Source organism: Marivita lacus, from assembly GCF_014637725.1.
Lineage (GTDB): Bacteria > Pseudomonadota > Alphaproteobacteria > Rhodobacterales > Rhodobacteraceae > Marivita > Marivita lacus.
Genome location: NZ_BMFC01000006.1, coordinates 82,157 through 108,313 on the forward strand (window position 1 = coordinate 82,157; position 26,157 = coordinate 108,313).

The following is a 26,157-nucleotide window of genomic DNA, read 5'->3' on the forward strand; positions in this document are numbered from 1 at the left end:
CGTCAACGCGCGAGCGTTTCGAGGATGCGGCTGTCGAGAGAATAGATCCGTGCCGACATGTTCCGATCTTCTTCGAGCAGGGCTTCGGAATAGCTGATCGCGGATTCGCTGGTCGGGCGCATTTCGTTGAACAGAGGTTCGCTGGAATGGATCACGAGAATCTTGGATTTGCCGAGAGTTGAATCGTCCACCCGGAACGCAAGACCGCCACTCTGCTGCGATTCCTCTATCGAATAGGCGACGCGGATCGAGACCGGTCCATCGGTGCCATCGCGCAGCGCAGCGACCGAATTGTCCTCGCGGTTGAGGTTCGGCAGGAGGTGGAACACGTTGCCAGACACGTCGAGCACCGACACCGTCAGGAACCCGTCCGTGACCTCGGCTGGCAATTCCACATCGATCACGGGGTTTTCACCCACCACGAATTCGCCGGTCGGGTTCGGGTTGTTGTCCTGATCTCCCTGATAGAAGGCCACGTCGATGGCGCTGCTTGGGGCTTTGGGCAACACGCTTTCGATCAGGCACAGCGTCGCGTTCAGGATGTCCACATCGACCCGCACAGAGCGCGAACCGACGACTTCCGACAGCGCGCTGGAAAGCGCTGCGCGGCTTTCCTCGCTGGACATCACTCCGCCGACAACAACCGGGCTTTCCGGCCCATAGCCCGCGATGGGCCGGTTGACGAGGGTCAGACGACCGCAATCCGCAAAGGTGTTCAGGATCGGGTCAAGCTGCTCTGGCGCAAGGATGATCTCGTCCAGCCGCAGGTCCGGCGCGCCGTTCAGCGCGCCCATGGCCCCGGCATCAAAGGCGGCCAGCACGGCATCATAGATCGGCCTGCTGGTGGTGCTGCCTTCGATCTCGGCAAGGTTGCCCGAGAGGGACACCCGCCAGCTGTCCATCTCGTCGATGGCATCGACCACGCGCAGCATGTCGGTGCCCCAGCTTTCGGCAATTGCGCCGCTCGCCAGGGTCAGATCGAACGTGCCATCCTGTTGCTGCATCTGGTCGCGCAGCGCCGAGGCGATGTCATCTGCGGGCACGAAGCCCACGGCACGCGGCGCGCTGTCGCTGGCTTTGGCAATCGACAGGCGGTAGGGGTCGGCCACCGGCAAACTGGGCTCGGACGAGAACAGCCCCATCGCAAATGCGCCTGCCACCCCGGCGACAACCACGCCGCCTATGACAAGCGGAATCACAAGACCGCCGTTGCGACGTTCCGAAGCGGCAGGCTTTGCGGCGCGCTTGGGTTCTGCGTCCTGCGACGGGGGCGGGGCGGTGACAGGTTTGGCCTCGGCGGCGGCTTTCGCGGCGGCATTCAGCGGCGCAATGACCGTGGCATCGGACAGCGGCTCATTGTTCGCCGCGTCAAAAGGCTCACCAGCCAGCGCGTCAAGAACCGCGACCGCGCTTTGGAACCGGTCGTCGGGATTGGGCTGGGTCATCTTGTCGAGGATCGACTTCAACGGCTCGGGCACACCCTCCGTATCCAGCGGGTCGGCCTTTTTCTGCAAGACCTCCATCGGGTTGCGGCCGATATTTGGCGACTTTCCCCGAAAATTTGCCAGAAGCGATGCGCCCAGCGAATAGATATCGGTGCGCGCATCGGTTTTCCCGGCCAGTTGTTCGGGTGCGGCATAGGCGTATTTGCCCGCGAACTCATTGCCGACGATGGTTTCGGCGCCGGGATTGGTGTCCTTGGCGATGCCAAAATCGATAATGACCGCCTGCGCCGGATCGCCGTCGCGCAGGATGATGTTGTCGGGCGACAGGTCGCGGTGAAAGATGTTGCGCTCGTGCGCCGCCTGAAGCCCCTCGGCCACCCGTTTGCAGATCACCAGAAGGTCATCCGCCGACATCGGCCCCTGCTTGAGCTTCTTGTCCATGCCGGGGCCGTCGACATAGTCGATCAGCAGGTAGACATGGCCATCCGCCGTGCGGTGGTTTTCGGAATAGCGGACAATGGCGTCATGCCGGATCTCGCGCATCGCCTCTTCGCGCGTGAGCAGCAGCAAGTAATCCTCGTTCGTCGAGAATTCCGATTTCAGGACTTTCAGGGCGACAAGCCGCCCGGAGATTTCAGAACGGGCCCGGTAAACATCGGAGGTGCCACCGCGGCCCAGAATGGCTTCCACGCGGTAGGTGTTGTTCACCAGGTCGCCAGCCTGAAACAGGTCTCCTGGACGGCTGTCTGTCATGATGTCTCCGGTTTCAGAAGGTGACCGAAGTCATCAACCCAGTGCCTGGAACTCGACGCGTCGATTGTCGTCGCTGCGCGGATCGTCCTCATCGAAGGGCACGGTTTCACCCATGCCGATCGCCTCAAGCCGGGTTTCGGGAATCCCGCATTCGGTCACGAGATGCCGCTTGACCTCCTTGGCACGCAGGAGCGACAGGTTCTCGTTGTACGAGGCCGATCCGGAACTGTCGGTATGGCCGACGATCTGGAACAGCTGGACATCGACCGCCTTCATGACCTCGCACAGTGTTGCCAATTGAGGCTTCTGGTCGTCGCGCAGCGTGGCGCTGTCGAAATCGAACTTGATCTTGATGTTGACCTGATCGGCCTTGTCGACCTGGGTATAGGTGGTTTCTGCCGTCGTGACCGTGGTCGAGGTCTCGGCTGTCGCGGCCGGGGCCGTGCTGTCCGACGGCACGAGCACCAGACCGCGTGTCTTTTGCTTTTCAAAGGCCTGCATGATCTCTTCGGCGCTCATCGCGCTGGCATCTGAGGATTGCGCAAAAGAAGTTTCGGCAATGCCGACCGCAAGGGTGATCGCAAGGGCAAGGGCGGAAACACTTCGAATATTCGACATAGCAATACATGTCCTCGAATGAAAAAGGATTGATGCCGTAAGGTTACCTTAGCTCTCCCCCCCCGGCAATGGGTTTGACGGTTCCTTGGGCCGATCCTGTCCAATGGTCAGGTTTGGCTGGATCGGAGTGCAGAATCCGGTTTAGATGGCGAAAGATTTTGGTTTTGGGAATTTTGCTTCATGCGCCTGCTTCCGGCGATTATCCTGAGTGTGGCGATCCTTCTGGTGCCGGTCATCTGGATTTTCGTGCCCAGGCTGATATCGGGGGACGAGTCGGGCTTTGCCGGGACGGCAATCGATTCCGGTGCCCGGATCGAGATCGAGATGCTGAGCCAGCAGGTCGAGGATCTGCAAATCCGTATCGACGAAATGACACAGGAATTGTCGCAGGTGGCAGCCACCGCCGCGCGCGCTCCGGTGGCGCCCTTGCCCGGCCAGACGCTTGCCCCGCCCTCTTCAGGCGCCGGAGCGGCGGATGTGTTCCGTCAAAACGGCACCAATGAAATCATCGATGCCTATGCGCAGGTGGTGCTGATTGCTGATCGGCGCAACGTGAACGAAGGTCTGACCATCGCTGGCCCCTCCTACCTCACGCGGGTCTTCGGCCCGCCGCGTGAGGTGATGTCGGATGATTGCGAAGAGATGACCAACCCGAGGCTCGCCAGCAAGCTGGTGCTCGAAGAAGTCGGCCCGATCCGGGTGCGCATGTTGAAACCCGCCGCAGATTCGCTGCGCCGCGTCTTTGAAGAGGTGCGCCTGACAGACCCGGATCTCTATGCCCGCATCGACACCGCCGGATCGCTCTGCGTGCGCCAGATCCGCGGCACGCGCGGACGCGCCTCGACCCACGCGTTCGGGCTTGCGGTCGATCTCAACATTGACGGTGTGCTGGACACGCTGGGTGATGGGCGGACGCAGCTGGGCCTCACAATCCTGGCCGATTTCTTCAAGAGCGAAGGCTGGGTCTGGGGCGCGTCCTGGGGCCGCGAGGACAGCATGCATTTCGAGGTAAGCCGCCAGAAACTGGATGAATGGATCAATTCCGGCGCGCTTTGATCCTGTCGGTTTCCTTGACCTGCACCAGCCGATCCGTCGGGATGATGTCGCCCCGCCTCCCATGAGCGTTTCAAGTGGCGTTCCCCGCCAAGCCTGTGCAATCTGCGCGCAAAGTCGTCCAATGGAGGGGTTCATGACTGACAAGAAGACCGTGCTGGTGATTTCGGCACATGCGGCCGATTTCGTCTGGCGCTGTGGCGGCGCCATCGCGCTGCACCAGAAGCTGGGATACGAGGTGACGGTGGCCTGCCTGTCTTTCGGCGAACGCGGCGAAAGCGCCAAGCTCTGGAAGGAAGGCAAGACGCTGGACGAGGTGAAATCCATTCGCCGCAAAGAGGCCGAAAATGCCGCCAAGGCGCTGAATGTCCATGACATCCAGTGCTTTGATCTCGGGGATTACCCGTTGGTGGTCGATCTCGACGCCAAGATGAGGCTGGTGGACCTCGTGCGCGCGGTGCAGCCCAACTTCATGCTCAGCCATTCGAAATACGACCCCTACAACACCGATCACATGTACACGAGCGCGCTGGCGCTGGACGTGCGGATGATCGCGCAGGCATGGGGGCACAATCCGGGCGAAAAGGTCCTGGGCGCGCCGCAACTTTATCTCTTCGAGCCACACCAGACCGAACAGATGGGCTGGAAGCCGGATGTGTTCCTCGACATCACCGAGGTCTGGGACCAGAAACGCGCCGCCATCGAATGTATGGAAGGCCAGCATCACCTCTGGGACTACTACACCAACGTGGCTGAAAACCGGGCCAATCAATTTCGCCGCAATTCCGGCGGCCAGTCGGGCGGGCGTGCCGCGAAATATGCCGAAGGCTTCCAGTCTGTGTTCCCGCGCACGGTGGACGAGCTTTGATCGGCGTTGTGGTGCAGAGCATCGAAAGGGCCGACCCGGAGGTGATCGACGGTCTGGCCCGCTGTGGCGTGGCGACGGTGCACGAGGCGCAGGGGCGCATTGGCCTGCTGGCCTCCTACATGCGTCCGATCTATCGCGGCGCGGCCATCGGTGGATCAGCGGTGACGATCCTCGCACCGCCTGCCGACAACTGGATGCTGCATGTGGCCATTGAACAGGTCCAGCCGGGTGATGTGCTGGTGTTGGCCACCACATCACCCTCGGACGCAGGCTATTTCGGCGATCTGCTGGCAACATCGGCGCAGGCGCGCGGCTGTCGCGGGCTCATCATCGACGCAGGGGTGCGCGATGTGGTCGACCTCGAAAAGATGGGCTTTCCCGTCTGGTCCAAGGCAATCTGCGCCCAAGGCACGATCAAGGAAACGCTCGGGTCTGTGAACGTGCCCGTGGTCTGTGCAGGCGCCGCGGTTGATCCGGGTGACGTGATCGTGGCGGATGATGACGGCGTCTGTGTCGTCAAGCGGGTCAACGCGGCGGACGTGCTCGAAAAAGCGCTAGCACGCGTCGCCAACGAAGAGGCGAAACGCAAGCGGCTCGCGTCGGGCGAGTTGGGCCTCGACATGTACCAGATGCGCGACCGGCTGGCCGAGAAAGGCCTGCGCTATGTCTGACGGCATCCGCTGCATGTGGATGCGCGGCGGCACGTCCAAGGGGGGCTATTTCCTGGCCGAGGATTTGCCCGCTGACCGCGATGCCTTTCTGCTGCGCGTCATGGGCAGCCCGGATGCGCGGCAGATCGATGGGATGGGCGGGGCGGACCCGTTGACCTCCAAGGTGGCGGTGGTGAAACGGTCGGACCGCGACGGCGTCGATGTGGATTACCTCTTCCTGCAGGTGAATGTGGATCAGCCGCTGGTCTCGGAAGGTCAGAACTGCGGCAACATTCTTGCCGGGGTTGCGCCCTTTGCCATCGAACGTGGTTTGGTCGCGGCGCAGGACGGGCAGACCCGCGTGACGATCTACATGGAGAACACCGGCCAGACCGCGATTGCGACGGTCCAGACACCGGGCGGCGTGCCTTGCTATGACGGCGACGCCGCCATCGACGGGGTGCCCGGAACGGCCGCACCGGTGCCGCTGGAGTTTGTCGGCACGGCAGGCTCGACCTGCGGTGCGCTGCTGCCGACGGGCAACACGCGCGACAGGGTTCAGGGCGTTGATGTCACGATGATCGACAACGGCATGCCGGTGGTTCTTCTTCGCGCGTCCGATCTGGGCATCACCGGCGCCGAAAGCCGCGAGGATCTCGAGGCGCGTGATGCGCTCAGGACACAGCTCGAGGCGATCCGCCTTGCCTGCGGCCCGCTGATGAACCTTGGTGATGTGGCACAAAAGACCGTGCCCAAAATGACACTGGTCAGCGCGCCCCGGCAGGGTGGCGTGATTGCCACGCGCACCTTCATTCCGCATCGCTGCCATGCCTCCATCGGGGTGCTGGGCGCGGTGAGCGTCGCCACCGCCTGCCTGTTGCCGGGGTCGGTGGCCGAAGGTCTGGCGCAGGTGCCAAGCGGCGCGGAAAAGCGCATGCCCATCGAACACCCGATCGGAGAGACCAGCATCATCGCGCAAGTGTCCGACACGGGCGAGGTCACATCCGCCGCCGTTCTGCGCACCGCGCGCAAGTTGATGGACGGCGTGGTTTTCGGCTGATGCGGCGGATCGGATCAAACCGCGAAGGGATCGTCCAGCACTCCGACCACCTGCAGGATGAACCCGCCGCCCGCTGCGGCAAGCGCGTCTGTATAAACCGCGTCGGTTGCGTCGATGGCGGTCTGGATGCTGCCTTCGGTTCCGTCGAACAGCGCCATCACCGCAGCCGCATCGCCGACATCTGACAGCCCGTTTGTCACCGCGAAATAACCGCCGATATCGGTCTTGTCGCTCAGGTATTGCCGGTCCGCCGCCTGCTGATCGATGAACTCCTGGCTGGCTCCGGCGGGTGGCGCGGCCTTGGCCCCGCCGAGGATGGCAAGGATGAACTGGTCGCGTCCGACGCTGCCGTTGTTCAGCGCTTCGACCCAGAAATCGAACCCGTCCTGATCGGGGATGCGGCCCAGCACGTTGTCATAGACCGCCGTGGCGAAATCGGAATTGCTCAGGTCCGACGGGTAGGTGGCGCGAGTCTCGGGCTGGTCGATGAAAAAGCTGGCGGATTGTTCCAGCGTCACCCCGTTCGCAAAGGCGGTGCCCCAGAAGGACAGCCCCACCGCGTCGGGCGCGCGGTTGAAATAGGCGATGTAAAGCTCGATGAAGGTTTCCAGATCGGCTTGCGACAAGAGCGCCAGACCGCCGAATTGCTCGAGGCTGAAGGGCGCGCCGGTGAAATCCGTGTCGAAATCCAGTGCTTCGATCGCGGTCAGCGTGTCGGTCCCGTTGCCCCCCTCACGCCGGTCGGTGATCGTCACCGACGTCGGGCTGAGCGTCAGCGTGTAATGCGCCTGATCCCCGTCGAAGAACGCCGTGTCCGTGCCCGCGCCGCCGTTCAGGTCGTCGTCACCGCCGCGTCCTTCGAGAATGTCATCGCCATTCGCCCCTTCGAGCAGGTTTGCCGCCGCAGTGCCGCGCATCACGTCCGTGCCACTCGTGCCCAGCACGTTTTCGATGCTGGAAAACACGTTTGAAATCTGGCCGTTGGACTGCGTGACAGACGTGATCTCGATGGCAAAGCTTGGAACGTCGTCTTCCGGCTCTGCCCCTGTGGGCAGGCGCAGCGTCAGGTCCGATGCGGCGCGGGCGTAAAGCGGGTTGGACAGCAGAACGTCACGCGGCGTGATGGATTGCCCGTCGAACTGGCGCGAGGACGTGCTGCCATCATCGGCCCAGACCACGCGACCCAACTCGACCTCGCGCGTCAGGGATTGCGCCTGCAGGTCGATCTCGAGCGACAGCGTGCGGCCACCCCCTTCGGCAAGGTCGGTGCCCCCGGAAAAATCGAGCGTATCGGCCCCGTCACCCCCATCCGCGAAGAACGAGCTTGCCCCGATCACCATGCGGTCATTGCCGCTGCCGCCGTAAAGCTCGTCCTGCGCCGTGGTCGAGTTGTGACCGCCCGCGATCAGGATGTCGTTGCCGCCACCTCCGGTGATCGTGTCGACGCCCGCGCCCCCGGACAGCAGGTTGGCCTGATCGTCGCCGGTGATGGCATCGTTCAGATGTGTAGCGAACACGTTCTCGATGCTGATGAGCGTGTCGCTTTCGCTGCCGCGACCGCCTGCCTGCCCGGCCAGATCGACAGTGGCGGCCGCAAAGACCTGTGCCACGATCTCGCCCTCGGCCCCGCCATAGCTGGCAAAGGCGTAATCCACGGTATCGGTCCCGTCGCCCCCGTCGAGGATGTCATCGCCAGCGCCGCCATTGATCGTGTCGTTGTCCCCTTCGCCCCGGATCGTGTCGCGTCCGTCGCCGCCGAACAGCTGATCGTCGCCGTCTCCGGCGTTGATCGTGTCGTTGCCCGCGCGGGTGATGATCCGGTCGGCGTTGGCGCTGCCCATCACGGTGTCTGCCGCATCGGATGTGACCAGCGCCTCGATGCCGGTGATGCGGTCGAGGTCGATGGACCTGTCCGATGTCGCGGTGCCATCGGCAAGGTCGACCGACACGCCTTCGCCGAACCGCGGCGCGAGGATCAGTGTGTCATATCCGTCACCGCCGAAGAGTTCGTTGTTCATGCGGGTGATGAAGAACGTGTCGTTCCCGTCACCCCCATCAGCGGTCACATTCCCGCCCGAGGTGACCTCGATCCGGTCGTCACCGATCCCGCCGAACGCATTGCCGCCATTGCCGATGATGATGATGTCATTGCCCGCATCACCGTGGAAGGTCGGGCTTTGGGTACCGTCGCTGGCGACGGATTCCAGATGATCATCGCCGCCTGCGCCGCGAATGATCGCGTCTGATCCGGTGCCCCATGTCACGTAGTCGTTGTTTTCGCCCAGCAAGAATTCATCGATATTGTCGATGCCGAAACCGTCGCCCCGCGCGTCGATTTCACGGCCGGTGTAATCCTTGTCGGCGGCGACAAAGCGAAGGTTGCCGCTTCCGCTGCTGGTCAGAAGGATGAACCGCGCATCCCCAACAGGGCGCAGATCAAGCGTGTTAAAGCCGTTCCCGCCATCGAAATTACCCGCGATCCGACCGCCCTGAGGGCCACGTTCCGCGATCAGCAGGTCATCGCCATCGCCGCCCATGACGTCATCTGCACCCCACGAAAAGAGCGTGTCATTTCCGCCACCACCGCCGATGTCGATCCGGTTCAGTGCCGTCCCGGCACCAAAGATCGTGTCCGCGGAATCCGATCCGATGAAATGCTCGATATTCAGCGCGATATCCGTGGCGATCACCTGTCCCGACCCGTTCAGCCGGTCGATCTCGCCCTCGGCGGCGCGAATGACGACAGGTCCGGTGGTGGCGCTGTCCTGCATCGCGACGTTGAGCATCCCCATGAAGAACTGGTCGCTGGACAGGTAAGTGCGGATCTCGTCGCGCCCAGTCGCATAGCTTAGGGTGTCGATGCCCGCCTCGCCGTCATAAAGCTCGGCCCCGCCATTGTCCGACGTGTTCAGCGCGCCCAAGAAGTCGTTGCCGTCGCCGCCGCGCAGCGTATCGACGCCCTGACCGCCCCACAGCACATCGCGCCCGTCATTGCCGAACAGCGCATCATCGCCCGCGCGCCCCGACAGCATGTCGCGCCCCCGACCCGAGAAAAGTGTGTTGTCGCTGGCATTGCCGTAGATCTGCATCGAACTGCCATTCTGGATGATGACATTCTCGACATCGAAGACCTGGTTGATGTCGCCATCCGCACCGGCAAAGCCGGTTTCCAGATTAACGGTCACCGGCGCATTGCGCCCCAGATCGAACACCTGGAACGTGTCGCTGCCCGGTCCGCCATCTATCGCATCCACGCCGGTGCGGGGGATGATCAGGTCATTTCCCGGCCCGCCGAAGATGAAATCGCGCCCCAGCGTCCCCTGGATGCGGTCATCCCCGCCAAGCCCGTAGACCACGTTCATGCCGTTCAGGACCTGACCGTTGATCTCGAGCCCATCGACCAGCGTGCCGCCGGGAGTGAGGAAGATCAGCTCGCTTTCGTCGCTGGTCGCTTCGCCATTGGGGCCCGTAATGTCATCAAGCACCGACACACCGACAACGGCGGCTTCGAACTGTTCCTTGGTAAAGGTCTCGGTACCGAAATCGAAGAACTCGACCTCGGTGATGATCTCGATGCCCTCGTTGAACCCATGCCCGCCCACGTCCGTATGGGTGAAGATCAGCTCGTTCGTGGCATCGTTGCGGGTGAAATCATATTCGGCCAGTTCGCCCGCAAACACCACCCGGTCGATCCCGTCGCCGCCGATGATCGTGTCCTCGCCTGCGCTGGCCACGATGATGTCATTGCCATCATTCGCCAGAACGAGGTCATCCCCACCCGCCGGATCGAACGCCTCGTCGGCGCCGGTGCCGTACATCGTGTCGGCGGTCGGATCGCCCAGACGCAGGGCAGGGCCGTTCAGCAGGGCCAGCGCGTTCAGTTCCAGCGTCGGGAAGGTGACATCGAAAATGTCGAACGCCTCCAGCGCCAGCTCGGTGAAATCGGGCACATCGAAGAGATTGAACTCAAGCTGATCCAGCAGGCTTTCCAGATCACCGACCACACCGATGAACCCGTCGAAAAGGTCAATCTCGGGAAAGAGCGGATCAAGCAGGTTCGCCAGCTCCTCAAACAGCGCGTCGACGCCCAGCTCTTCGTTCAGAAAGTCGATGACCGGCCCGACCACAAGGTCGAACACCAGCCCGATCGCGTCCAGCAGGGGCTGGATGGGGCGCAGCGCGGATTCCACGATGTCCAGCACCACCCCGAGCCCGTCGAACAGCGCATCGAATTCGACAAGGTTGCCGAAAATCTCGTTGAGGTCGGGAAACCCGGCCACGTCAAAGACATCGAGGATCTCGTTGAAGCGTGCTTTGACATCGTCATAGGCATCAGCGGCATCCTGCGCCGGGCCAAAGGCGACGTTGACCGGACGGACCAGAGTATCGGCAGAGGTGAACAGGTTTTCGAAATCACTCCGTCCCGGACGGCTGGTGCCCGCGTCGGGGTTCAGCGCTGGAATGCCGTCGGGCGTCGACACGCGGTCGAAGGCGCGGACGATCTCGTCTATGCTGTCGCGCAGGTTGACCAGCGTTTCATCCGTGGACACGATTGCGGGCATGATGGTCAAATCGACCGCCCGGTCGGCGTCCGTGATCCTTTGCAGGAGCGGTTCGATCGCCTTGGCGCGGTCCGTGGCATCCTTGATCTGCACGATACGCGGTTGCAGAATTTCGAGCACGTCCTTGAGCGCGCGCGATGGCCCCTGCAGCGGCGCCACGTTTTCCGACAGCTTCAGCGTTGTCAGAGCGGCCGAAAACGCGGCATCCGCGACCTTGATGATCGACCGAAAGGTCAGGTAGCTTTGCGAGGCCGTTGCCGCCGCATTCAGCGCCGCTGCCAGGTCTTCCGCGTCGGACCGGATGGTCTGAACATCGGTCGTCGTGGTCTGAAGGTTTTGCTGAAAATCCAGCAGGTCAGGTCCGGCCGCCATGAGGCATCCTCCGTTGTCCGTAATTGGACATGACTTAAGGTAACCTGCGAGGTTGCGAGCCTGTCAACGCTTTATCGACCGGGCATGGCATCAAATTGCCCACCCGCGCCTAAGCCGCGTCGACATCCTGTTCGAGCTGCGCCAGATCGGGAACCGGCAGCCGCGTCAGCACATCGTGGACCGCGGCGCGGCATTCTGCGCCTGCCCAATGACCTGCGACAAGCGGTTCGGTAAACCCCGGAGTGCGCAGGATCAGCCGCCGCCATTCATGCACCACGGTCACGCGCAGGGCGGTGCGGTGCAGCAGGCTCAGGTGCTGCAATCCGTCCTCGGTCAGCAGCAGGCCGAGCCGCTGAGCCAGATCCCCAGCCGCCTCTTGCACCTCGGGAGGGCACAGCTTGTCCGCCACCCAGCGAGGCAGTGGCCCCACGGCACCCAGCGGCAACCGCAGAGTGTCACCGCCGGCCTCACCTGCCGTCGTGACAAAGGTTCTGGGTCCGATCTGAACCGCCGCCCTCGTGTCATCCATCGCCCGGTCAATCGGCGCCGAGGGGTCTTCGACCACAAGGAACGCGGCAACATCCTCGGGCGGCGGGCCATAGACGCGGGGCCATGCGGCGTTGGTCTGCGCCCTGCCATGCGGCGTCAGGCCGTAGCGGGTTTGCCGCCCGGTGCGGTGGCTGTCGATCCAGTCTTCCTTGCGAAGCCTGTGCAGCGCCACGCGGGTCGCTTCGGGTTTGATCCCTATGACGGCAGTGATCGCGTTCACCGTCGCCCCGCTCAACCGGGCCTGAGGGGCCAGCGCCAGATCGCCGAACATCGTCACCAACAGCGACCACACCCGTGGCGCAGAGCGACCGAGCACGCGGATCACAAGACGGTTGAACGCGACATCATCCATGCAGAAGCGATACGGGTTTGACGCTCAAACGCCAAGCCTCAGCGCGGGTCCGCATAGGCGTTCATCGTCAGCAGCTCGTATTCGGCAACGGGCGCGTCGTCCTGATTGCGCAGGATCACGTGCCAGCGCACCTCGCCATAACTTTCGGTGCGGCGGGTCTTCTGCCTGACCGTCAATTGTACCTTGATGCGGTCTCCGGCGCTGACCGGTTTCTGGAACCGCAGGCTGTCGAGGCCGGTATTGGCCAGCACCGGGCCTTCGTCCGGATCGACAAACAGTCCTGCCGCAAAGCTGAGGAGCAGGTAGCCATGTGCGACACGACCGGGGAAGAACGGGTTTCGCTTGGCGGCATCGTCATCCATATGGGCGTAGAACGTGTCGCCGGTGAAGTCGGCGAAATGTTCGATATCCTCGAGCGTCACTTCGCGCTCTGCCGTGTGCAGGGTCTCGCCGATCTGGACGTCGTCGAAATTGCGCCGGAACGGATGCGCCGGACCTTGGCGCGTGGTGGCCCCGGGCACCCATTGGCCGGTCACGGCGCTCAGGATGTTCGGGCTGCCCTGAACAGCAGTGCGCTGCATGTAGTGCAAGACACCCCGCACGCCGCCCAGCTCCTCGCCGCCGCCTGCGCGACCCGGTCCGCCATGCACCATGTGGGGCAGGGGTGACCCATGGCCCGTCGCCTCGGCCATGCTGTCGCGGTTGTTGAAATAAAGCCGCCCGTGACAGGCACCCGCACCCATCACCATTTCGCGGGCCACATCCGGGTCATGCGTGATGACCGAGGCCACAAGGCTTCCCAGGCCACGGTTCACCAGTGCAATCGCGTGGCTCAGGTCGCGGTAGCCCATCACCGTGGCGACGGGACCGAACGCTTCGGTCTCATGAACATGACGGGCTGCGTCGGGATCGGCGCAATGGTAGAGCATCGGTAGCAGGAAGGCGCCGTTGCGCGCATCGGCACCGTGTACGTCGAACGTATCGGGGTCGCCGAACACGCGCTCGGCCTCCGTTGCAAGTGTTGCGCATTTGTCGAGAACATCGCGGCGCTGGGCGTCCGACACCAGCGGACCCATCCGAGTGGCTGGATCGCGCGGATCGCCAATCACAGTTTCACGCAGCCGGTCCGACACGGCGGCAAGCACCGCATCGACCTGCGCCTGAGGCGCGATGATCCGGCGGATGGCGGTGCATTTCTGCCCCGCCTTGGTGGTCATCTCGCGGTGAACTTCGGTGACGAAGAGATCGAACTCCGGCGTTCCGGCCACCGCATCAGGCCCGAGGATCGACGCGTTCAGGCTGTCCTGTTCCGCCACGAACCGCACCGAGTTGCGCAGCAGGTTCGGTGCGCTGCGCAGGCCAAAGGCGGTCTCGGCAGAGCCGGTGAAACTCACCACGTCCTGCGGGCCAAGATGATCCAGCAGGTCCCCCAGACCGCCGGTCACGAGTTGGAGTGCACCATCCGGTAAGATTCCGCTCTCGACCAGCATCCGCACACAGGCCTCGGTGACGTAACAGGTGGTCGTCGCCGGTTTCACGATGGCGGGCATTCCGGCCAGCAGCGTCGGCGCGAGTTTCTCGAGCATCCCCCAGACGGGAAAGTTGAACGCGTTGATATGGACGGCCACGCCTTGCAACGGGGTGCACACATGCTGTCCGACAAAGCTGCCGCTGCGCGACAATTGCTCCACCCCGCCATCGACATAGACATGGCCGTCCGGCATCTCGCGCCGCCCTTTTGACGCGATCACGAGCATCGTCCCGATCCCCCCATCCACGTCGATCAGGTGATCTTTCTGCGTCGCCCCGGTGGAGAAGCTGAGGTCATACAGCACCTCTTTGCGCTCTTGCAGATAAAGCGCCAGCGCCTTGAGCATGCGCGCCCGGTCGTGGAACGTCATGGCCTGCAAGGCGGGCGCGCCGACCCCGGTGGCATGGTCGATCAACGCGCTCGCATCGACGCTGGACCGACCTGCCCGCGCCATCACCGACCCCGTCACGGCATCGCGGATCTCGCGCGCGCTGCTGTCCGGCGCAAGCCATGCGCCCGCAATGAAACTCTCCACGTTCCGAACTGTCATTCTCATCCCCCTTTGCCTGCCTAAGTATTTGACCGGGCCCGAACTTCATGCAAGCGTCGCGTCCATGACACCGGATGAACGGGCCCAGACAGCCGCGCAGAAAATGTGGCATCAAGACCACGCCTCGCAATGGATGGGGATGGAACTGGTGCATATTGCCGAAGGCGTGGCGGTCATGGAACTGACCGTGAAGAAACACCATTGCAACGGTCACGGGATGTGCCACGGTGGAGTGATCTTTACGCTGGCCGACAGCGCCTTTGCCTTTGCCTGCAACAGCCGCAACCATGTGACTGTCGCGCAACACAACACCATCACCTATATCGCCTCGGGCCGGTTGGGGGATCGGCTGCGCGCCGAGGCCACCGAGATCTCTCTCACCGGGCGCAGCGGCATCACCGATGTGCAGGTGACCAATCAATCCGGCGTGCTGATCGCCGAGTTTCGCGGGCTGTCGCGCGCCATCCGGGGCACCGTGTTCGACGAGGCGTAGGGGAGGCGTCGCGCATGAAGGATCTGTCACCGAAACCGTCCGATCTGGACCCGATCGAGCTGGCCTCGATCGACGAGATCCGCAGCCTGCAACGCGATCGCCTGCGCTGGTCGCTGCGGCATGCCTATGACAACGTCGCAATGTACCGCGCGAAATTTGATGCGGCGGGGGTGCATCCGGACGACTTGAACGACTTGTCCGATCTGGCGAAGTTTCCCTTTACCCAGAAGTCCGATCTGCGCGACAATTACCCGTTTGGTCTTTTCGCGGTGCCCCGCGAACAGATCGCACGCGTGCATGCATCCTCGGGGACCACGGGCAAGCCGACCGTGGTAGGTTACACCAGGAACGACATCGACATGTGGGCCGACGTGGTGGCGCGGTCGCTACGGGCGTCGGGTCTGCGGGCGGGCGACATGGTGCACGTGGCCTATGGCTATGGCCTCTTCACCGGCGGTCTGGGCGCGCATTACGGGGTGGAAAAGCTGGGCGGCACGGTGGTGCCCATGGGCGGCGGGCAGACCGAGAAACAGGTCGGCCTGATCACCGATTTCCAGCCCAAGGGCATAATGGTCACGCCGTCCTACATCCTCAACATCCTCGAGGCGTTCCACAAGGCGGGGCTTGATCCCCGCGCCTCGTCATTGGAGGTGGGCGTGTTCGGGGCCGAACCCTGGACCAACGCGATGCGGCTGGAGATCGAAGAGGCGTTCGACATGCACGCGGTCGATATCTACGGGTTGTCCGAGGTGATCGGGCCGGGGGTCGCCAATGAATGCGTGGAGACCAAGGACGGGCTGCATATCTGGGAGGATCATTTCTATCCCGAGATCATCGACCCAGAAACCGGCGAAGTCTTGCCCGATGGAGAAAAGGGCGAGCTGGTCTTTACCACGCTGACCAAGGAAGGCATGCCCGTCATCCGCTACCGCACCCGCGACCTGACGCGCCTGATGCCCGGCACGGCGCGCAGCATGCGGCGGATGGAAAAGGTGACGGGGCGCAGCGACGACATGATGATCCTGCGCGGTGTGAATGTCTTTCCGACCCAGATCGAGGAAGAGGTCATGGCCACCGGCGGGCTGGCACCTTATTTCCAGATCGAGCTTTACAGCGCCGGTCGTATGGACGCGATGCGGGTTCTGGTCGAGGCGATGCCGAATGCCGCAAGTGACCTGTCCCGGCAGGCGGCAGCCACGATGCTGACCGAACGGATCAAGGACCATGTCGGCATTTCGGTCACGGTCGATGTCGGTGATCCCGGCTCGGTCGCACGGTCGCAGGGCAAGGCGGTGCGGGTTGTGGACAAACGTCGGTCGGATTGACCGTTACTGGTCGTAATCCACCACGATGCGCGGGCTGACCGGGTAGGATTGGCATGACAGGATGTAACCCTGCTCCACCTCGTAATCCTCGAGCGCGTGGTTGGCGACCATGTCCACTTCGCCCTCCAACAGCTTGCATTTGCAGGTGGAACAGACACCGGCGCGGCAGGCATGGGGTGCGTCCAGCGCATTGTCCAGCGCCGCTTCGAGCACCGTCATGTCGTGGCCCATGTCGAAACTGCGGGTCATTCCGTCCAGCGTGACCGTGGCCGCGATGCTGGCCTGAGTGGTGACGGCAACAGGTTTGGTGCGCCGCGCCAGCCGTCCGGTCTGGGCGCTTGCGAACAGCTCGAACTTGATCTGATCCTTGGTCAGCCCGTGATCGCCAAGCGATTGCGCAATGGCTTTCATCATCGGTTCAGGCCCGCAAATGAAGGCAGTATCGACGCTGGCAATGTCGATCCAGTGGGTGAACAGCGCCGCGCATTTCTCAGCGTCGATACGTCCCTGAAAGAGGTCGATGTCCTGCGCATCGGTCTCGAGGATATGCAGGATGGTGAAGCGCCCCATGTAGAGGTTCTTGAGATCCTCCAGTTCCTCGCGGAACATGATCGTGCTGACGCTGCGATTGGCGTAGACCAGCGTGGCCCGTGCATGTGGCTCGGCCACCAGTACGGTTTTCAGGATCGACAGCACCGGCGTGATCCCGGACCCACCCGCAAAGGCGAGGTAGGTCTTGGCCTTGTCCGGCTCAAGCGCGGTGTGGAACGTGCCCATCGGCTCCATCGCGTCGATCACCGTGCCGGGTGTCAGGTCGTCATTGGCCCAGATGGAAAACGCGCCATCGGCAACCTTCTTGATGCCCACGCGCAGGGTGCCGTCATGGATGCCCGAACAGATCGAATAGGATCGGCGCAGTTCGGTGCCGTCGAAATCGCGCTTGAAGGTCAGGTACTGCCCTTGGGTGAAGGTGAAATCGCCACCATCCCGCGCCTCGAGCGTGATCGCCACGGCATCGCGGGTGGTCTTGGTCACATCGGTGACGGTCAGGGGGTAAAAGCGCGCCATGTCAGGGCCTTGGGATCAGATGCATTTGAAATAGTCGAACGGCTCAAGGCAGGTGTCGCAGCGCCAATGGGCCTTGCAGGGGGTCGATCCGAACTGGCTGATCCGCGTGAGTGCGGTGCCGCCGCATTGCGGGCAGGCCTCGGGTCCGCCAGCGGGGGACGGGGGCGCGATTCCATAAGCCAGTAGCTTGGCGCGGCCCGTGTCGGACAGCCAGTCGGTGGTCCACGCAGGCGCGATCTGCGTCCTGATCCGTACGTTTCGCACACCCCGATCGTACAGAGCGGTTTCGATGTCCATCGCGATCACGGAAGTGGCCGGGCAGCCGGAATAGGTGGGGGTCACCGCCACTTCGAGCGTGTCGCCGTGCCACGCCACGTCCCGCACGATGCCCAGATCGACAACCGAGATCACGGGGATCTCGGGATCGGGCACCTGATCGAGCCAGGTCCAGATGGTGGCCACGTCCGGGATCATGTCACCACGCAGCGCCCGGATAGGCGCGCTGCAGCCATTGCATCTGGGTCAGCAGGTGGCCCAGATGTTCGGAGTGGCGGAACCCGGTCTTGCCGCCGGTTTGGGCATAGGTGCTGTCGGGTTTGACCAGCGTCGCGTCGGTCAGGATGGCGTCGATCCGCGTGTCGAACCGGGCGCGCAGGGCGGTCAGGTCGGGCGCGATGCCCGCCGCGTGCATCGCCGTGTCGACGGCGTCGGGCGTGACCATCTCGCCGACATAGGGCCAAAGCAGATCCAACGCCGCCTGCATCCTGCGGTGGCTCTCCTCTGTCCCGTCGCCCAGGCCGATCACGGTCTCGGACGAGCGGTCGAGATGATAGGTGACTTCCTTGAGCGCCTTGGCAGAAATCCCGGCAATCCGGTTGTCGTCGGACTGGCTCAGGGCGGTCAGAAGTTCGATGTGAAACGCGTCGAACAGGCATTGCCGCATCATCGTCTGGCCGAAATCGCCATTGGGCTGTTCCACCAGCAGCAGGTTGCGGAAGTCCCACACATCGCGCAGCATCGCCAGTTCATCGGCAGATCGTCCGGCACCTTCGACCTCTGCGGCCAAGCCAAGCCACATCTGCGTCTGTCCGATCAGGTCCAGCGCGGTGTTGGCAAGCGCGATGTCCTCTTCCAGCACCGGCGCGTGGCCGCACCATTCGCTGATCCGGTGCCCGAGGATCAGCGTGCTGTCGCCCAGACGCAAGAGGTATTCAAAGAGCGCCTCTTGGTCGGTCATCACATGTGACCCGCATCGTCGGGGATGTCGAAAAAGGTCGGGTGGCGGTAGACCTTGCTTTCCGACGGCTCGTACAGCGGGCCCTTGTCCGAGGGGGACGAGGCGGTGATGTGCGCGGCCTCGACCACCCAGATGCTCACACCTTCATTGCGGCGGGTGTAGACATCGCGCGCGTTCTTGAGCGCCATCTCGGCGTCGGCTGCGTGCAGGCTGCCGACATGGCGGTGGTTCAGCCCGTGCTGTCCGCGGATGAAGACCTCCCAGAGGGGCCATTCCTGTGACATGTGTTTTCCTCCCTGCGCTTGTCGAGCCTTGTGGCTCTCTTCGCGAAGATGCCCGTGAGGGCTGATGCGCTATTCCGCCGCCAGCTTTGCTGCGCGTTTCTTTGCCGCATGGGCCATCAGCCCGTCGCGCACCCAGGCGCCGTCATCCCAGGCCTTGTTGCGCGCAGCCAGCCGTTCGGTGTTGCAGGGGCCATTGCCCTTGATCACGTCGAAAAACTCGGACCAGTCAGGTTCCGCGAAATCGTACCCGCCCTTGTCCTCGTTCCAGCGCAGGGTCTTGTCCGGCACGGTCAGTCCAAGGAATTCCGCCTGCGGTACGGTCTGGTCGACGAACTTCTGACGCAACTCGTCATTGGTGTTCATCTTGATCTTCCACGCCATCGACTGCGCCGAATGCACCGAATCCTTGTCGGACGGGCCGAACATCATCAGCGACGGGTACCAGAAGCGGTTGAGCGCATCCTGTGCCATCTTCTTTTGCGCGGTCGTGCCTTGGGCCATCTTCATCATGATGTGATAGCCCTGCCGCTGGTGGAACGACTCTTCCTTGCAGATGCGGATCATCGCGCGGGAATACGGGCCATAGGAGGTGCGCTGAAGCGGCACCTGGTTCATGATCGCCGCGCCATCGACCAGCAATCCGACCGCGCCCATATCGGCCCATGTCAGCGTTGGGTAGTTGAAGATGGAGCTGTATTTCATGCGGCCATCCAGCAACATCTCGGTCAGTTCGTCCCGGCTGACCCCCAGCGTTTCGGCCGCACCGTAGAGGTAGAGCCCATGCCCCGCCTCGTCCTGCACCTTGGCCAGCAGGATCGCCTTGCGTTCCAGCGTCGGCGCGCGGGTGATCCAGTTGCCCTCGGGCAATTGGCCGACGATTTCGGAATGGGCGTGCTGGCCGATCTGGCGGATCAGCGTCTTGCGGTAGCCCTCGGGCATCCAGTCCTTGGGTTCGATCTTTTCGCCCGAGTCGATGCGGGCCTGAAACGTGGTGAGCTTTTCAGGATCGTCCTGCGTCGCTTCGGATGTGATCATCTGCGCGTACATGATGCGGACCTCGGTGGTGACTGCGGACGGGTGATGGCCGCACGTTACGCCAAGACCGGCTTTCCGGCAATGGGGATGTTACGTAGATGCGCATCATATTCTTTTTCGGTAACACGTTTCTGGTGGGAGCAGACCGGACCCCTTCGGAACCGGGTCCGCGCCCTGCGGTTATCCGAACATGCGCCCGCCCCGTCGCTTCGAGATCACCGAACATCCAGAGATCCCGCTGGACGGGTTCGTGCTGGGCTGGATCGCCATGGTGCCGCTGCTGGTCTGTGCGGTGGCGGCCTTCCATTCCGACTGGGCGGGCATGGCAATCGAGGCCGGCCGGTTCTGGGCCGCTGCGATCTCGATCTTCCTGGCCGGGGTTCGGCGCGGCTTGAGCTTTCGCACGGTGGGCGGGCCACAGCCGCGTCAGATCGCGATGATGCTCTGGCTCTTCTGCGGCGGGATCGTCGCGGTGGTCCTGCCGCCGCGCCTGAGTCTTGGCCTGCTGATCCTGCTCTATCTCAGCCTTGCGATTGTCGATCCAAGGGCGGCGCGGGCGGGCGACGTGCCGTTGTATTTCCGACGGCTTCGACCGCCGCAAATGTGGGCGGCCCTGCTGTGCCTTGGAGTGATGCTCTGGCAGACGAGTGCCGTCGGCGCTGAGGTGTTCGCCACCTGAGCGACTTTTCGTTGGTGATCTCGGGCTGACGGCTGCCGCCGTTTGCTTGCCATGCCATGCGCCTGCCAGAGCGCAGCATGGCGTCGCAACCCATTCGGTAATCAGGGAAATTTGGTGGCGTGGGGGGGACTCGAACCCCCGACCTAACGATTATGAGTCGTTCGCTCTAACCAACTGAGCTACCGCGCCGAACCGTCGCGTGAGTACGAGCGTGACCCGGTGGCGTCAAGGGCAAATCTTGCGTTTTTTGCCCCGCGCGGGATGCCGTGGACACCTGCGCCGGACGAACCGTTCTGCGCCGGTGCGGACGCGTTGACGCGTCCGTGATTTTCAGTTGACTGAAAATCCACCCGTCGCGCTTACTTGACGATCTTTTCATCCTTCACGAACATGTTCGCCCAGGCGCGGTCGATCAGTTCCGGCGTCATCTTGTAGGGCCAGCCTTCAAAGTCGCAGACCGCGATCATCTGGTCGATCAGGAAGACAGGTTGGTAGTTCGCGTAGACGTTCCTGATGGTTGGATACTTGTTCTTCAGCAGGTGGATCAGCGCCTTTTCACAGAGCGCCATCTGTTTCTTCTTCGCGACCATCGAGAAAATCTTGAGGAAGTTCTGCTGATCGGGTCCGTCGATCTTGATCTTGAAGAAGATCCGGCGCAGCGCGGCCTGGTCGAAAATCTCGTTCGGGTGGAAGTTGGTCGAGAAAATCACCAACGTGTCGAACGGCACCTCGAACTTTTCGCCCGATTGCAGCGCGAGAATGTCGCGCGCCTCTTCCAGCGGAACAATCCAGCGGTTCACCAGCTTCTGCGGCGGTTCGGCCTGACGGCCAAGGTCGTCGACGATGAAGATGCCGCCGGTGGACTTGAGCTGAAGCGGCGCCTGGTAGGTGCGGGCGGTCGGGTTGTAGACCAGATCCAGCATGTCGAGCGACAGTTCACCGCCGGTGATCACCGTGGGCCGTGCACAGAGCACGTAGCGCGTGTCGAACCGGTTGGTGATGCGCAGCCCGCTCGACGCACCGGCGGATTCCGCGGCGCTGTGCACGATCGGGTCGTAGACCGTGATGACCTGTCCGGCATATTCGATCGCGTGCGGGATGTAGATCTTGTCGCCCATCGCGTCGCGGATGCCGTTCGAGATCGAGGATTTCCCGTTCCCCGGAGGACCGTACATCAGGATCGATCGGCCTGCGCCCACCGCCGGGCCCAGATTGCCCAGCAGGTCCGGGGGCAGGATCAGGTGGCCCATCGCGTCGGTCAGTTGCTGGCGCGAGATGTGGATGTTGCGGATCGACTGCCGCTTGACCTGTTCGGCATAGACGGCCAGCGGCACCGGCATCGCGCCGTAATATTCCGATTGAGCCAGCGCATCCAGCGCGCGGGCCTTGCCTGCATCGGTGAGCTGGTAGCCCATTTCCGAGCCGTTGTTGGCGTTCAGCGTGCCCGTCGCCTCAAGCAGCAATTGACCGCGCGCATAATCGATGAGTTCCTGCGTGATCGGCACGGGCAGGCAGACGCCTTGGGCAATCGCGGTCGCGGTGGAGACGTTCTTGCGGAACATCGTCTTGAGCATGATGTCGCGCATCATGACCGTCTGCAGCTTCATGTCTTCCATCCGCTTGGGCGGAGGAGGCGCCATGACGGCACTTGTTTGCATGTTCATGATCAGCCCCGGATCGGTTCAGCCAGTTATCGTCTCTGGCTGACCCTGACAGGCCAATGTGGCAACACAAGGGCTGGGGCGGGACAGGTTGTTGGCGATCTACCTGCCGAACCACACCCCGAGCGCGAGATAGAGCGCCAAAGTGCCGCCAAGGCTCAGCCCCATCGGAAACTTGGGGTTTGTCCAGCTTTTCCAATGAGGTGCGATGGTGCGCAGCGCCGAATGCTTGGCGATGCGGTGCGCCACGAAAGCGGCAAGGATGTTGGCCGCGAAAAGCGCCATCAGCAGCCGCAGGTCTCCGACATGGATGAACGGCGCAGCAGCGGCGGCGAACTTGGCATCGCCTGCGCCCATCGCGCCACCCGCGTTCAGGGCGATACCCGCCACAAGCACCACGACAAGGTGCAGGTAGCGCCACAGGTAGGCGTCGAAGGGCAGGGCGATCAGGCCGACTACGGCAAAGATCACGAAGAGGATCACGACGATCACGTTCGGAATGCGCATGTCGCGCATGTCCGAAAATGCCACGTAGACGCAAAGCGGAAGAACGAATGGCAGGAAAACCAAAGCCGAGAACGCCGAGATGTCCATGCGGCGGCTCAGTTCACGACATTGGTTTCAAGCGCGTTCAGGCTCCGGGCCGCAGCTTCGAAATGTTGCGGATGGGTTTCGATGGCTTCGCGCAGCAGGCCCTGGCCGGTCACCACGTCGCCTCGCTTGACCGCTGCAAGTCCCATCGTGTGCAACAACTCGGCGCGTTCGATCTGGGTCATGGGCACGACCGGCAGCACGTAATTGCCCTGCGAACCTCGGGCCAGAACAAGGTTGTTCTTGGCGGTGAACAGGGATTCCTCGTTGCGGATCGCTTCGGTGAAAAGCCGTTCGGCACCGGAAAAATCACCGCGCGTCAGCTTGGAGAAGCCCCAGTTGTTCATCACCGAGGCCGGTGTCGTCGTGAGACCCACCGCCGTTTCGTAGAAGCTGTCTGCCTTGTCCCACTGCTGCTTGCTGTCGGCGATCATCGCTTCGAGCCGGTAGCGCTTGTAGGTTTCGTGGGTGGGCGGAATGGCGTTCAGGACCGTTTCCGCGCGTTCCCATTCATTGTTGCGGATCAGGGCATCGGCCAGTTCGACACGGTCATCGGCGGTGGATGCTGTGTTATCTACGACACGTGCCCATGCTGCAACACCTTCGGTGTGGCGTTTGGCGCGGATCAGCGACAGGGCCAGACCGCGCGCAAGGTCGATCCGATCCGGGTCGCCGCTGCTGGCGCGCTGGAAATAGGACACCGCTTCGTTGGGGTCCGAGACAGACAGCATCACCTCGTTCAGATTGGTGCCGTCGATGACGTTGACGCCTTGGAATTCACGGTCAACCGCTTCGGTATCAATGCCTTTTTCGCACCCGGACAGTACGACCGCCCCTGTTAGACACAGGGTTACTATAAAGGGATGGCGCATTTTTGCGTCCTTTACTGCTCTGCCTCATTACCGTGTCGGGCGGATTAGGAAATCACTGCTGCCGCGCCGCACAAGTTTGTATTCTTGTTCTATTTCCGCAGTGTACTGCGAATTTTCCATTTTTGCGAGAGCCAAGCGCAGATTGTCCCGAATTGCAACACTTTCGCCATTGTCGAGCGCGAAGGCCCTGCGAAACACCTGCGCGGCTTCGGCTGTCTTGCCGGTTTCGATCAGCACAACGCCAAGATTGTTCCACGCATCGGGGCTTTCGGGATCGTCCTTGGTGGCGCGTCTGAGCAGGTCTTCGGCCTGATTGAGCCGCCCGAGGGCAAGGTTTGCAGACCCCATGGACAGCAGGACTTCGGGGGTCAGCCCCTGTTCCGCCGCCGCAAGGCTGAACGAGCTGAGCGCAAGTTCGTATTCTCGCGCCGCCATGAGGCGATGGCCCACGGTCAGCTGATCGACAACCGCGCCCCGCGGGTCGACGCTGGGCGCGAACACCGCGTCGTCAGACGTGGAAAAGCCGCCTGGTGAACAGGCGGCCAATCCGATCAGAATGAAGGCGGGCCATAATCGGCCTAAAGTCATTGCCCCACCGAACTCCCGAGACTGCCGAGTTGTTGGATGCCGAGGACCGAAGGACCAACGAGGATGATCAACAGCGGCGGCACCGTCAGCATCATTGTGGTCAATGTCATTTTGGTTGGCAACTTGTTTGCCTTCTCTTCGGCACGCATAACGCGTTTGTCGCGCATTTCGGACGCATAGACCCGCAGCGCGTCGGAAATCGGGGTGCCGAAGCTCTGGCTCTGGTTCAGAACGGTGACAAAGGACATCACGTCCTGAACGCCGCAGCGTTCGCCCATGTCGTTCAGAACCACGCTCTTGTCCTTGCCGGCCTTCATTTCGTGGCTGACCAGTTCGAATTCATCCGCGAGGCTGGGATAGGAGGCGCGCAGTTCCTTGCTGACCCGCACGATGGACTGATCCATCGACTGACCGGCTTCGACGCAGACCAGCATCATGTCGAGGCTGTCGGGGAAACCGCTTTCGATTTCCTCCTGGCGTTTCTGCACCCGGCTGGTGATCCAGTATTTCGGGAACATGTAGCCCGCAGCGCCCGGCCCAAGCGTATACATCACGGTCTGCTGGGTGGTCGCGGTCGTGGGATCAAGGGCGAGGTAGAAATACGCGACACCAATGATCAGACCACCGATCCCGAGAACGAACTGGGCAAAGTAGTAGACCTGAACGGCGTCCTTGGTCCGGTAGCCCGCCTGCAACAGCTTCAAACGAACATCGGACAGTTCCTTGGCGTCCTGCGGTTCGAGGAATTGCGCGTATTTGTTGAGCTTCTGGTTCTTCTGCTTGTCCCGCAGCACCGCGCGGGTGGCGGCATCGACCTCCTGGCGTCCGGACTGGTTGTTCAGTCGGTCCATCGGGTTGGCGCGCGACATGAAGAACATCGGGATCGCGAGAACCAGCAACAGCATGCCCAGACCGGCGATGAGGATCATCGGACCGGCGGGTCCCAGCAGGTTGTAGGCGAATTGGTTGAAAGCTTGCATGGTTCGGACCTCAGACTTTGATATTCACGAGCGCGCGCATCACGATCAGGTTGACGATCAGGAAGGCACCCACAACGAAACACGCAGGGATGAACCACGGGTGGTCGATCACATCGTCGTAGTAGTTGGGATCGGTCACCTGGATGACGATCAGCGCTCCCACGGGGAAGCCGGACAGGAACTTGCCGGACCATTGCGCCTCGGCGGTGATGGCCTTCACGCGGCGGAACAGGCGGAACCGCGCGCGGATCACCTTGGCCAGACCTTCGAGGATCTCGGCAAGGTTACCACCCGACTGCTGCTGGATCGCCACCGCAACCGCGAGGAAGCGCAAATCCTGCATGTCGAGCCGTTCGGCCATGGCCTTGAGTGCCTCGCCGATATCGCGGCCGTAGCTGGATTCGTCGGCGATGAGGCCGAACTCGGTCGCAAGAGGGTCCTTGATTTCCTTGGAGACGATCGAAATCGCGGATGAAAACGGATGTCCGACCCGCAAGGAGCGCACCATCAGTTCCACGGCATCGGGAAGCTGTTCCTCGATCAGGCTGATGCGTTTCTTGGCCTTGCTGTTGATCCAGAAGAACACGCCGCCGACACCCATCGCCAGACCCATCACGACACGCACGGCAAAGCCCGCCTCGGTTCCGACCGTCAGACCGACAAAGGCCACGACGCTGACGCCGATCATCACGAGGATCAGTTGTTGCGGCGTAAAGGCGATTGCCGCCTTCTGGGCCCGGTCCGCGAGAATCGAATAGAGCGGCAGACCGCGCGAACTCATGTGCTGGTCCATCTCCTTGCGGAGTTTGGCCAGCACTTCGTCGCGCTTGGTGCCCTTGTCGAGCATCTCGAGGCGGCGATTGACGCGCTTGTTCAGGCTGATCGTCTTGCCGAAGGCAACAAGGTAGACGCCTTCGACAAGGACCAGCACGGCGATGAAGATCAGGCCGTAGACGATGGGTTCTGCGCTGAGTGTCATGG

Annotated in this window: 23 protein-coding genes and 1 tRNA gene; 7 read left to right on the forward strand and 17 right to left on the reverse strand. The window is 62.5% G+C overall.

Going from position 1 to position 26,157, the window contains the following annotated elements; translation table 11 throughout:
* Positions 1–2 precede the first annotated feature (2 nt).
* Both IEV82_RS12935 and IEV82_RS12940 read right to left on the reverse strand, forming a co-directional pair.
* Entirely contained in the window at positions 3–2,198 is a 2,196-nt protein-coding gene (locus IEV82_RS12935; protein ID WP_188482455.1) for a serine/threonine protein kinase, read from the reverse strand.
* 33 nt (positions 2,199–2,231) lie between these two features.
* Entirely contained in the window at positions 2,232–2,816 is a 585-nt protein-coding gene (locus IEV82_RS12940) for an OmpA family protein (protein ID WP_188482456.1), read from the reverse strand.
* A 180-nt stretch (positions 2,817–2,996) separates the two neighbouring features.
* Here IEV82_RS12940 and IEV82_RS12945 point away from each other — a divergent pair, with 180 nt between their 5' ends.
* The 4 genes from IEV82_RS12945 (at position 2,997) to IEV82_RS12960 (ending at position 6,447) form a co-directional block, all read left to right on the forward strand.
* Positions 2,997–3,872 carry a M15 family metallopeptidase gene (locus tag IEV82_RS12945; RefSeq protein WP_188482457.1) on the forward strand — a complete coding sequence of 292 codons (876 nt, stop codon included), beginning with the start codon at positions 2,997–2,999 and terminating at the stop codon, positions 3,870–3,872.
* A gap of 133 nt (positions 3,873–4,005) precedes the next feature.
* The gene (locus tag IEV82_RS12950; protein WP_188482458.1) at positions 4,006–4,737 is read left to right on the forward strand and encodes a PIG-L deacetylase family protein; all 732 of its coding nucleotides are present in this window, start codon (positions 4,006–4,008) and stop codon (positions 4,735–4,737) included.
* Positions 4,737–5,408, forward strand: coding sequence for a 4-carboxy-4-hydroxy-2-oxoadipate aldolase/oxaloacetate decarboxylase (locus IEV82_RS12955; protein ID WP_188482581.1), 672 nt, complete (start codon positions 4,737–4,739; stop codon positions 5,406–5,408). Before IEV82_RS12950 ends, IEV82_RS12955 begins: the two co-directional genes overlap by 1 nt.
* On the forward strand, positions 5,401–6,447 hold the full coding sequence (locus tag IEV82_RS12960; RefSeq protein WP_188482459.1) for a 4-oxalomesaconate tautomerase: 1,047 nt from the start codon (positions 5,401–5,403) through the stop codon (positions 6,445–6,447). The genes IEV82_RS12955 and IEV82_RS12960 overlap by 8 nt, the downstream gene beginning before the upstream one ends.
* Before the next feature lie 14 nt (positions 6,448–6,461).
* Here the strand turns inward: IEV82_RS12960 and IEV82_RS12965 are convergent, their stop codons facing one another.
* From IEV82_RS12965 to paaZ, 3 genes are all read right to left on the reverse strand, one after another.
* Positions 6,462–11,381 carry a DUF4214 domain-containing protein gene (locus tag IEV82_RS12965; RefSeq protein ID WP_188482460.1) on the reverse strand — a complete coding sequence of 1,640 codons (4,920 nt, stop codon included), beginning with the start codon at positions 11,379–11,381 and terminating at the stop codon, positions 6,462–6,464.
* 109 nt (positions 11,382–11,490) lie between these two features.
* Complete coding sequence (locus IEV82_RS12970; protein ID WP_188482461.1) at positions 11,491–12,282, reverse strand: PaaX family transcriptional regulator C-terminal domain-containing protein; 792 nt, start codon at positions 12,280–12,282, stop codon at positions 11,491–11,493.
* A gap of 38 nt (positions 12,283–12,320) precedes the next feature.
* Positions 12,321–14,363, reverse strand: coding sequence for a phenylacetic acid degradation bifunctional protein PaaZ (gene paaZ / locus IEV82_RS12975; protein ID WP_188482462.1), 2,043 nt, complete (start codon positions 14,361–14,363; stop codon positions 12,321–12,323).
* A 64-nt stretch (positions 14,364–14,427) separates the two neighbouring features.
* Between paaZ and paaI the strand changes: the two genes are divergently transcribed.
* Positions 14,428–14,856 (forward strand): hydroxyphenylacetyl-CoA thioesterase PaaI, encoded by a 429-nt coding sequence (paaI, locus tag IEV82_RS12980; RefSeq protein ID WP_188482463.1) that lies wholly within the window; start codon positions 14,428–14,430, stop codon positions 14,854–14,856.
* Positions 14,857–14,870: 14 nt separating this feature from the next.
* Positions 14,871–16,181 carry a phenylacetate--CoA ligase PaaK gene (gene paaK, locus IEV82_RS12985; protein WP_188482464.1) on the forward strand — a complete coding sequence of 437 codons (1,311 nt, stop codon included), beginning with the start codon at positions 14,871–14,873 and terminating at the stop codon, positions 16,179–16,181.
* A gap of 3 nt (positions 16,182–16,184) precedes the next feature.
* On the opposite strand, the gene IEV82_RS12990 is transcribed toward paaK, so the two are convergent.
* The 5 genes from IEV82_RS12990 to paaA all read right to left on the reverse strand — a co-directional run bounded on the left by IEV82_RS12990 (position 16,185) and on the right by paaA (position 19,817).
* Positions 16,185–17,249, reverse strand: a complete 1,065-nt coding sequence (locus IEV82_RS12990) for a 2Fe-2S iron-sulfur cluster-binding protein (RefSeq protein WP_188482465.1) — start codon at positions 17,247–17,249, stop codon at positions 16,185–16,187.
* Between the two features lie 15 nt (positions 17,250–17,264).
* Entirely contained in the window at positions 17,265–17,723 is a 459-nt protein-coding gene (paaD, locus tag IEV82_RS12995) for a 1,2-phenylacetyl-CoA epoxidase subunit PaaD (protein WP_188482466.1), read from the reverse strand.
* A 1-nt stretch (position 17,724) separates the two neighbouring features.
* Entirely contained in the window at positions 17,725–18,486 is a 762-nt protein-coding gene (paaC, locus tag IEV82_RS13000) for a 1,2-phenylacetyl-CoA epoxidase subunit PaaC (RefSeq protein WP_188482467.1), read from the reverse strand.
* On the reverse strand, positions 18,486–18,770 hold the full coding sequence (gene paaB, locus IEV82_RS13005; protein WP_188482468.1) for a 1,2-phenylacetyl-CoA epoxidase subunit PaaB: 285 nt from the start codon (positions 18,768–18,770) through the stop codon (positions 18,486–18,488). The genes paaC and paaB overlap by 1 nt, the downstream gene beginning before the upstream one ends.
* A gap of 69 nt (positions 18,771–18,839) precedes the next feature.
* Complete coding sequence (gene paaA, locus IEV82_RS13010; RefSeq protein ID WP_188482469.1) at positions 18,840–19,817, reverse strand: 1,2-phenylacetyl-CoA epoxidase subunit PaaA; 978 nt, start codon at positions 19,815–19,817, stop codon at positions 18,840–18,842.
* 178 nt (positions 19,818–19,995) lie between these two features.
* Here paaA and IEV82_RS13015 point away from each other — a divergent pair, with 178 nt between their 5' ends.
* On the forward strand, positions 19,996–20,484 hold the full coding sequence (locus IEV82_RS13015) for a DUF3429 domain-containing protein (RefSeq protein WP_188482470.1): 489 nt from the start codon (positions 19,996–19,998) through the stop codon (positions 20,482–20,484).
* Positions 20,485–20,596: 112 nt separating this feature from the next.
* On the opposite strand, the gene IEV82_RS13020 is transcribed toward IEV82_RS13015, so the two are convergent.
* The 7 genes from IEV82_RS13020 to IEV82_RS13050 form a co-directional block, all read right to left on the reverse strand.
* Positions 20,597–20,673 (reverse strand) — tRNA-Met (locus tag IEV82_RS13020).
* A gap of 170 nt (positions 20,674–20,843) precedes the next feature.
* Positions 20,844–22,148, reverse strand: a complete 1,305-nt coding sequence (locus IEV82_RS13025) for a DUF8689 domain-containing protein (protein WP_188482471.1) — start codon at positions 22,146–22,148, stop codon at positions 20,844–20,846.
* Between the two features lie 99 nt (positions 22,149–22,247).
* Positions 22,248–22,739 carry a prepilin peptidase gene (locus tag IEV82_RS13030; RefSeq protein ID WP_188482472.1) on the reverse strand — a complete coding sequence of 164 codons (492 nt, stop codon included), beginning with the start codon at positions 22,737–22,739 and terminating at the stop codon, positions 22,248–22,250.
* Between the two features lie 8 nt (positions 22,740–22,747).
* The gene (locus IEV82_RS13035; protein ID WP_188482473.1) at positions 22,748–23,608 is read right to left on the reverse strand and encodes a tetratricopeptide repeat protein; all 861 of its coding nucleotides are present in this window, start codon (positions 23,606–23,608) and stop codon (positions 22,748–22,750) included.
* A 27-nt stretch (positions 23,609–23,635) separates the two neighbouring features.
* Entirely contained in the window at positions 23,636–24,196 is a 561-nt protein-coding gene (locus IEV82_RS13040) for a tetratricopeptide repeat protein (RefSeq protein WP_188482474.1), read from the reverse strand.
* Positions 24,193–25,176 carry a type II secretion system F family protein gene (locus IEV82_RS13045; protein ID WP_188482475.1) on the reverse strand — a complete coding sequence of 328 codons (984 nt, stop codon included), beginning with the start codon at positions 25,174–25,176 and terminating at the stop codon, positions 24,193–24,195. The genes IEV82_RS13040 and IEV82_RS13045 overlap by 4 nt, the downstream gene beginning before the upstream one ends.
* A 10-nt stretch (positions 25,177–25,186) precedes the next feature.
* The gene (locus IEV82_RS13050; RefSeq protein WP_188482476.1) at positions 25,187–26,155 is read right to left on the reverse strand and encodes a type II secretion system F family protein; all 969 of its coding nucleotides are present in this window, start codon (positions 26,153–26,155) and stop codon (positions 25,187–25,189) included.
* Between the last annotated feature and the right edge of the window lie 2 nt (positions 26,156–26,157).

What these genes read in the sequence shown, in the direction of transcription:
- IEV82_RS13040 (WP_188482474.1), bottom strand. Translation starts at nt 24,196, where the DNA reads ATGACTTTAGGCCGATTATGGCCCGCCTTCATTCTGATCGGATTGGCC.
- paaZ (WP_188482462.1), bottom strand. Translation starts at nt 14,363, where the DNA reads ATGACAGTTCGGAACGTGGAGAGTTTCATTGCGGGCGCATGGCTTGCG.
- IEV82_RS12950 (WP_188482458.1), top strand. Translation starts at nt 4,006, where the DNA reads ATGACTGACAAGAAGACCGTGCTGGTGATTTCGGCACATGCGGCCGAT.
- IEV82_RS12935 (WP_188482455.1), bottom strand. Translation starts at nt 2,198, where the DNA reads ATGACAGACAGCCGTCCAGGAGACCTGTTTCAGGCTGGCGACCTGGTG.
- IEV82_RS13050 (WP_188482476.1), bottom strand. Translation starts at nt 26,155, where the DNA reads ATGACACTCAGCGCAGAACCCATCGTCTACGGCCTGATCTTCATCGCC.
- paaC (WP_188482467.1), bottom strand. Translation starts at nt 18,486, where the DNA reads ATGACCGACCAAGAGGCGCTCTTTGAATACCTCTTGCGTCTGGGCGAC.
- paaB (WP_188482468.1), bottom strand. Translation starts at nt 18,770, where the DNA reads ATGTCACAGGAATGGCCCCTCTGGGAGGTCTTCATCCGCGGACAGCAC.
- IEV82_RS13025 (WP_188482471.1), bottom strand. Translation starts at nt 22,148, where the DNA reads ATGAACATGCAAACAAGTGCCGTCATGGCGCCTCCTCCGCCCAAGCGG.
- IEV82_RS13035 (WP_188482473.1), bottom strand. Translation starts at nt 23,608, where the DNA reads ATGCGCCATCCCTTTATAGTAACCCTGTGTCTAACAGGGGCGGTCGTA.
- IEV82_RS13045 (WP_188482475.1), bottom strand. Translation starts at nt 25,176, where the DNA reads ATGCAAGCTTTCAACCAATTCGCCTACAACCTGCTGGGACCCGCCGGT.
- paaK (WP_188482464.1), top strand. Translation starts at nt 14,871, where the DNA reads ATGAAGGATCTGTCACCGAAACCGTCCGATCTGGACCCGATCGAGCTG.
- IEV82_RS12960 (WP_188482459.1), top strand. Translation starts at nt 5,401, where the DNA reads ATGTCTGACGGCATCCGCTGCATGTGGATGCGCGGCGGCACGTCCAAG.
- paaD (WP_188482466.1), bottom strand. Translation starts at nt 17,723, where the DNA reads ATGATCCCGGACGTGGCCACCATCTGGACCTGGCTCGATCAGGTGCCC.
- paaI (WP_188482463.1), top strand. Translation starts at nt 14,428, where the DNA reads ATGACACCGGATGAACGGGCCCAGACAGCCGCGCAGAAAATGTGGCAT.
- IEV82_RS12990 (WP_188482465.1), bottom strand. Translation starts at nt 17,249, where the DNA reads ATGGCGCGCTTTTACCCCCTGACCGTCACCGATGTGACCAAGACCACC.
- IEV82_RS13030 (WP_188482472.1), bottom strand. Translation starts at nt 22,739, where the DNA reads ATGGACATCTCGGCGTTCTCGGCTTTGGTTTTCCTGCCATTCGTTCTT.
- IEV82_RS12965 (WP_188482460.1), bottom strand. Translation starts at nt 11,381, where the DNA reads ATGGCGGCCGGACCTGACCTGCTGGATTTTCAGCAAAACCTTCAGACC.
- IEV82_RS12945 (WP_188482457.1), top strand. Translation starts at nt 2,997, where the DNA reads ATGCGCCTGCTTCCGGCGATTATCCTGAGTGTGGCGATCCTTCTGGTG.
- IEV82_RS13015 (WP_188482470.1), top strand. Translation starts at nt 19,996, where the DNA reads ATGCGCCCGCCCCGTCGCTTCGAGATCACCGAACATCCAGAGATCCCG.
- IEV82_RS12940 (WP_188482456.1), bottom strand. Translation starts at nt 2,816, where the DNA reads ATGTCGAATATTCGAAGTGTTTCCGCCCTTGCCCTTGCGATCACCCTT.
- paaA (WP_188482469.1), bottom strand. Translation starts at nt 19,817, where the DNA reads ATGTACGCGCAGATGATCACATCCGAAGCGACGCAGGACGATCCTGAA.
- IEV82_RS12970 (WP_188482461.1), bottom strand. Translation starts at nt 12,282, where the DNA reads ATGGATGATGTCGCGTTCAACCGTCTTGTGATCCGCGTGCTCGGTCGC.